Origin of the sequence: Actinoplanes oryzae (genome assembly GCF_030757795.1) — a bacterium.
GTDB lineage: Bacteria > Actinomycetota > Actinomycetes > Mycobacteriales > Micromonosporaceae > Actinoplanes.
This window is the reverse complement of the sequence record NZ_JAUQWH010000021.1, coordinates 67405-73418: the sequence shown is the minus strand read 5'-3', so window position 1 is coordinate 73418 and position 6014 is coordinate 67405. Positions and strand designations below refer to the sequence as shown.

Here is a 6014-nt window from a genome sequence, read left to right as displayed (position 1 = left end):
AATCAAGGGCTGTCCTCATGATCAGCCGGGGTCGATATCTGACGGCCGCAGGTTAAAACCCAAGCTATGACTTCGACCCCTTTGGTGGACAGGCACGGAAAGTATCCGCCGAGTCGGTTGGCGCGCGCTGTCGGCGGCATAGGGAGTGCGTCGGACCGCTCAGGCGGTTGGTACCGAAAACAATAGCCAAATTGGCCTCGATTTTAGTCGGCGGCCGGCCCGGTAGTTCGGTCCTTCGGAAGTCGCCAGCCGTCGGGAACCTGATCGTGGGCGATGTGCGGATTGGGCGACGGCAGGTGCCGTTCTTCGATCTGCACGACATACCGGTGCCAACCTGACCCTGCGTGAAACCTTGCGAGCCAGAGTTCCGTCGTGCCCAGTGGCTGATCGCGGTTCCGCCGTGCCCGACCCCGGAACCAGACGTCCGAGATGCCTTCAGGAAGAACGAGGTCATCGACGTGCTCGGTCGTTCCGTCGTCATAAGAATCGGACAGTCGGTTGAAGTAGTGGCCGTCCTTGTGGCCTCGCGCGAAAAGGAAGAGGTGCCGCTCGTGGGCGGATTGGGCGAGGAGTTTGTCCAGGTTCTCGCGGGCCCAGCCTTCCGCAAGCATCTCCGAGCACACCTGCGCGAGTTCGTTCAAGCGCACGGGGATCGATCCGCTTTCGGTCTGGGGTTGCCCTGCCTTCTTCGCGCGCGCCCATTCAGTCATCAGGTTCGTGGCTGGGGGCGAGGTGACTTCGACGATGCCTCGGCGCTCCTGGCCATCGGGATATACCCATGAACCGTCAGGCATCTTGTCTCCAGCGCCTGCATCCGCGAGCTCGATGTCAATTTTGAGCACCTGCTCCATAGCCAAGAAGGCGATCTCTTCTTCACGTTTCGCTCTCGTCCCGGCCGTGTTGCTCATGGCCTGGAGCGTATCTGGCTCAGGCAGTGAAACCCAGAGACGCCTCGGGTACGAGACCGCCCAGGACTTCGACGTCATCATCACCATGGGCTGCGGCGACGCCTGCCCGATCTTCCCCGGCAAACGCTACGAGGACTGAAAACTCGACGACCCCGCCGGCCAAGGCTCCGAGGCCGTCCGCATGGTCTGCGACGAGATCCGCACACAGTTCGACGCCCCGCTGGTAAACCGGATCGCGGTCGTCTGACGCTCCCGGGCCGTGTCTGCGCGGTCTCCGGTGGCCGGGTCAGAACATTTCGGCGACCGGGAAGTGGCAGCTGCCAGTGTCGTTGGCGTGCCGCTTCTTACGCCGCAGCGCATCGTCCAACGGGATGCGCCCGTCGAGGATCATGAAAAGGTCGGAGCCGCTCATCGTCATGAAGCAGGTGCCCTCGCTGTAGGTGGTACGCGCGGGCTCGCTCAAATCGTTGATGCTGATGATCAGCCCGAGCGCGTTCTTGCCCTTACGCTCGACTTTCTTGGCGAAGGCGTCAGCCTGTTTCCGGCTGACCGGATCCTTGGTCCACTTCGCCTCGATGATGTAGTCGTCGGTGTCGAAGCTAATCGACCCGTCGATCTGCTCGGCCGCCAGCGAGTAAGCCAGCCGCGGAGAGAGGTCGAACAACGCGAACAGGGAGTTGAGAAAGTCCTCGAACTGCCGGCCCCGCTCGTGCACGTCGCCCATCGAGTGCATGGCCAGGAACCGACCGCGCAGATCGTCGAGGTCCTGCGCGAAGCGCCGCTGCAGCTCGACCTGCTGGGTGTAGGCCGCCTGCTCGGCGTCCAGGCGCTCACGTTCGCTGATCAAATCCTCGTACGCCGCCGTATACGTCTTCAGGTCGGCGACGGCGGCCTGTGCCCGCGGCAGCCATTTCTCGGCGTCCTCGTGCCGCTCCAGCTCGGGAAACCGTTGCATGTTGGCCAGCTCGACCATCAACTGCACGCTCGCGTGCTGATAGACCCGCTCGCCGTCGATAAGCCGGTCGACCACCTCGTCGGCGATCTCCCGCTTCGAAACCCCGAAGTTCACCCCGGCCAGCAACTCCGGATGCTCCCGCAACGCAGCCCGCAGAAACTTCTCCAGCGTCGGCCGGTACCAGAACACCCCGGCCAGCGCGGCCCTCAACGCGTTGTACGCAGCACCGGAGATCCGCCTCGTCGCCCGGCTCTCGCTCATCGGCTCCCATCCCGCTCGATCGAGACGGCCGCCACCCTAACGCTCCGTCACCGACTGAGATTAGGCACCCGCACCGCATGTCCGCCAGAGCCGTCCACGCCGGACATCCACGCTCACAGAGCTTCGACCATCCGTCATCCGCGTCGAAACGTGGGGCCTCGGGCCGGCCGCGGAACACGCCTCGGCTAACGGGCCACTCGCTGATGACGTCTATGCCGAGCGTTGCTCCCTGCGCAGCAGGGCCATCCGCCGCAACGCAACAGCGCGGCCGACGGCAAAGGTGCTGCAGTATGAGTTCCCCGGTGTACGGTCAAGCTCCTCGTACGCATAAGGTGCCGTTGTTCGGCGCGAGGCGTAGCCGGTTGTTGAGTCTGAAGGTGCCGGAGATGGCTGTGCTGGAAAGCGGTCTGCGGAAGGCTTTGGCGGGCGCCGCCCGCTTCCTGCCGCAACTGACCCGCCGGGCCGAGGCGGCGTTGATCGCGGATCACCAGCCGATCACCGGCACGGGGAGTCTCAACGGACACGGCGCTGCCTTCTGGCTCAAGGTAGCCGTCGCTCCGAACCACTCACCCGAGGCCCTCGATCCAGTCGAGTTCGTCGACCGGGCTGACGAGTTGGCGAGGAGGTTCTTCGCCGATGAACCGTTCTATGTTGAGTACTCCGGCAGCGCTGAACTTCGCCTGGTAGCCGGCACGCCTCCCGAGCTGAGCCGGCCTGGCACCACGCACATGCTGCGGATCTTCCCCAACGGCCTGGTCATGCTGCAATGGGTGCTGCAGGCGACACCAATCCCGTGCAGCGAGCCAGGCGTCGAACTCTCGCTGGACGAGATCGTTGCCGTCCTGCACCGGATGTACGAACTGGCCCACAGCCCTCAATTCGCTGGGACCCACCGTCGCCGACGACTAGTGCGGCACCGACTCGACTGGCGTGTCGGCCTGTCGTCGTCGATCACCGGCGAGCGGGGGCCTATCTTCTGGCGGAGCCTCACCTCGTCGGCGCGCCTCCCCGACCGGGCCAAGCACCGGCAGAATCCCCACTGCCCGTTCGACGGTTACGCTGCCGGAGCGATGAACGACCGCAAGCTGACCGATTCCGTCGGGCTCACGTTCAAGCCCGCCCTACAGGCCCTTTTCATCTCCTCCGGGTACAGCGGCAAGATCACCGAGGCCGTTGCAGGAGCGCTTGAAACGCCTGCCCTAGACACGAGCTCGCCGGGCACAGCGAAGCCAGAGATCACCGCCGACTGAACCACTGAATCACCAACGCGAACCTTGGTCAGGAGCCAGACGCGGCTGAAGAAGTCAACGGGCCGAACCCGGATTTCCGCCGTCGACGCCACGAAGTGCGCGCTCGGGGTCGAACTCTAGCTCTACGGAGGTTTCCGCAGCTCAAATAAGCTACCGCCGCAGGACTTCGGGGATCAAAGGCGCACTCTCGCCCCGACTCGTCCCGAGGTAGCTGGGCTGTGGTCAGGGATCGATCAATTTGCGGTTCCGTGAACTCTCTGCCACTAGTAGGCTCCGCTCTGCACTCATCGAGGAGACGGGAGCCCAGCATGGCGGATTTCTTCGAGTCGAAGAAGTCGGCAGCGATCTTGAAACATGCCATTCTTTCGAGGTATCTCGTCCCGTTCACGGCAAAGACTGGATCTCGATCACCGCAGGGACGCGTTGCCTTTGTGGACGGTTATGCCGGCGAAGGGCGCTACGAGGACGGCGAACCAGGCTCCCCGGCCCTGGCGATCAAAACAGCTAGGGATCTCTTGACCATGCCCCGCCGACTTGAGTGCATGTTCGTCGAAAGAGACAACAAGGCTTTCGGTCGACTCAAGGCGATGGTGGAAGCGGAGGCCGGCGGCATCGCCGCGCGAGCGGTTCACGGCGAGATCAACGACCACCTTGACGACGTACTGACCTTCGCGGAAGGGATCCCGCTCCTGCTGTTCCTGGATCCCTACGGCCTGATGATCCCGTTCGACTCGGCCATAAAGCCCTGGGGCCGCCCGAACAATCGCGGTGCTGCGGCGACGGAGGTACTGATCAACTTCAACGCGGGCGCCGTCCGTAGGATCTGCGGACTTCTGGTCAGCGGCAACGGTCCACAGGCGACGCTCGGCCGGATGGACGAGGTCTGCGGTGGCGACTGGTGGAGAAACACTTGGCGTGCCGCCATGCCGGACAAGGACACAGCCGAAAAAGCCGTCGTGGCCGAGTACGCGCGACGGCTGGCCACAGACGGTCGCTGCGGCTATCGGGTGACCGAGGTGAAGAACAAACCCCATCACAAAGCCGTCTACTACTTGCTCTTCCTGACCCGCCATCCCGACGGCATGTACGTCTACGGCGAGGCCGCCTCCAAAGGGCTGGAGCAGTGGCGTCACGCTGTCACTCTCGGCGACTATGACGAGGCGATGCTCTTCGATCCCGAGGTGATCTTCAAGACCGATGAGACGGTCCTCAGGGACCGATGGATCGCGGAGATCGAGAAGAACCTGAGCGCCGAGTTGAGTAAGGGCCAAGCGTTCCGCGTGGTCGACAGGTACGCGACGGTGTTCGGCAGCACGGTCGGCCTCGCACGCGAACTGCACCTTCGAGCTGCGTGGAAGCGGCTGTATCCCGGGTTCACTCGAACGCCACCAACGGGACAGAGGCTCTTTGAGAAGTGGATCGAGCCAGCCTGACGGCGACCAGCCGCTAGACAGTCACCGCAGCCAACCGGCGCTCCACCGACGGCATCTCATCCCAGGTCCGGCCGTCGAGTTCCCGGCCCCCGGCCTTCGGTGTCCGGCCTCCCCACTGCTTGAAGAAGAACGCTGTCCCGCTGGACGCGCATTGATCGCGAAGCTCGCGTACCCAGTCGGAGCTCATAGGCCGACTGCCCTGGCCGGACTCGCCGCCAGCAATCAACCACTGGATCTCGGTGAGGTCGATGCCGCCGAGTGGCCCGATCAGCGGCTCCGCCGAGATGAAGCGCACCGCGGCCGGCACCTGCCGGAGATGGTCGATGCGGTCCGCTTGTCCTATGTCCTCGACCGACACGCCGATCCAGACATTGTCCGGCCAGGTGAGCCTGGAAGCGATCTTCGCAAGACGCGCGGCGCGTTTGGTCAGGATCTGGTAGGTATGGCGCGGGGTTTGCGCCATGACCTCGAAGACCTTCTCGACGTACTCGAACGGCACTCGGGCGTGGAAGAGATCAGACATCGAGTTCACGAACACTAACTTCGGGTCACGCCATCGCAGGGGAATGCCCAGCGCATCTGCGTGAAGCGTGACCGCGAATCCGGGACCGCTGGTCCGAGGGTCACCGTCGTTCTGATACTTGGCCGAGCCCATGGCCTTCAGGCGCTTCGCCAGGACAAGGGCGTAGCAGTTATCGCAGCCTGCCGAGATGCGGTCGCAGCCGGTGGTCGGATTCCAGGTGGCCTCGGTCCACTCAATCGCGCTGTTGTTCGCCACTGCAGCCTCCTCCCGTTGTAAGAATCATCTTGTCGAACATGCGTACGGCTGGGAAGGGTATGAGCGATCTCGACCCATCCGCACCCCCGAAGAGTCAACCAAAGACATGACGGGCACAACCCATCGACGGGTTCAACGAACGCCGCCCTCCGGGGCGACGGACTCCCACGCGAGGAGCTGGAACTTACTGCGAGCGCGCCACGCCGCGATCAACGCGGTGTGCAGGGCTCTACGCCGCAGCAGGGTAGTCCCACGGTCTGGCCTCCCTGTGTACTCAGGCAGCTCGACGCCGTTGATCCCGCGCTCGACCAGCGTGGTGAGCTACTCAGCTCAGGCCACGGGCTTGGCTCGGCGTCCGGCCCCTGGGGCATCACGGCTGCGCGCCTGCAACCGCCCGAGCGTTCGTGCCCGCATCGAGACGGCCGTCCG

At 64.1% G+C, this 6014-nt stretch carries 5 protein-coding genes and 1 pseudogene; 3 read left to right on the top strand and 3 right to left on the bottom strand.

Features of this window, described 5'->3' with window-relative positions; translation table 11 throughout:
* Positions 1 to 203 precede the first annotated feature (203 nt).
* Positions 204 to 908: a hypothetical protein gene (locus RBH18_RS10310; protein ID WP_306206189.1), complete on the bottom strand. Its 705-nt coding sequence runs from the start codon at positions 906 to 908 to the stop codon at positions 204 to 206.
* Between the two features lie 40 nt (positions 909 to 948).
* Between RBH18_RS10310 and RBH18_RS10305 the strand changes: the two are divergent.
* Positions 949 to 1155: pseudogene (locus tag RBH18_RS10305) on the top strand (heat-shock protein HtpX); the annotation flags it as partial.
* A 39-nt stretch (positions 1156 to 1194) separates the two neighbouring features.
* Here RBH18_RS10305 and RBH18_RS10300 read toward each other — a convergent pair.
* Positions 1195 to 2124, bottom strand: coding sequence for a restriction endonuclease (locus RBH18_RS10300; protein WP_306206187.1), 930 nt, complete (start codon positions 2122 to 2124; stop codon positions 1195 to 1197).
* Between the two features lie 386 nt (positions 2125 to 2510).
* On the opposite strand from RBH18_RS10300, the gene RBH18_RS10295 reads away from it, so the two are divergent.
* Positions 2511 to 3374, top strand: a complete 864-nt coding sequence (locus RBH18_RS10295) for a hypothetical protein (protein ID WP_306206185.1) — start codon at positions 2511 to 2513, stop codon at positions 3372 to 3374.
* A gap of 308 nt (positions 3375 to 3682) precedes the next feature.
* On the top strand, positions 3683 to 4807 hold the full coding sequence (tcmP, locus tag RBH18_RS10290; RefSeq protein ID WP_306206183.1) for a three-Cys-motif partner protein TcmP: 1125 nt from the start codon (positions 3683 to 3685) through the stop codon (positions 4805 to 4807).
* A 13-nt stretch (positions 4808 to 4820) separates the two neighbouring features.
* On the opposite strand, the gene RBH18_RS10285 is transcribed toward tcmP, so the two are convergent.
* A complete protein-coding gene (locus RBH18_RS10285) occupies positions 4821 to 5585 on the bottom strand; it encodes a DUF5131 family protein (RefSeq protein WP_306206180.1) in 765 nt (254 codons plus the stop codon).
* Positions 5586 to 6014: the final 429 nt, after the last annotated feature.

What these genes read in the sequence shown, in the direction of transcription:
- RBH18_RS10310 (WP_306206189.1), bottom strand. Translation starts at nt 908, where the DNA reads ATGAGCAACACGGCCGGGACGAGAGCGAAACGTGAAGAAGAGATCGCC.
- RBH18_RS10300 (WP_306206187.1), bottom strand. Translation starts at nt 2,124, where the DNA reads ATGAGCGAGAGCCGGGCGACGAGGCGGATCTCCGGTGCTGCGTACAAC.
- RBH18_RS10295 (WP_306206185.1), top strand. Translation starts at nt 2,511, where the DNA reads ATGGCTGTGCTGGAAAGCGGTCTGCGGAAGGCTTTGGCGGGCGCCGCC.
- tcmP (WP_306206183.1), top strand. Translation starts at nt 3,683, where the DNA reads ATGGCGGATTTCTTCGAGTCGAAGAAGTCGGCAGCGATCTTGAAACAT.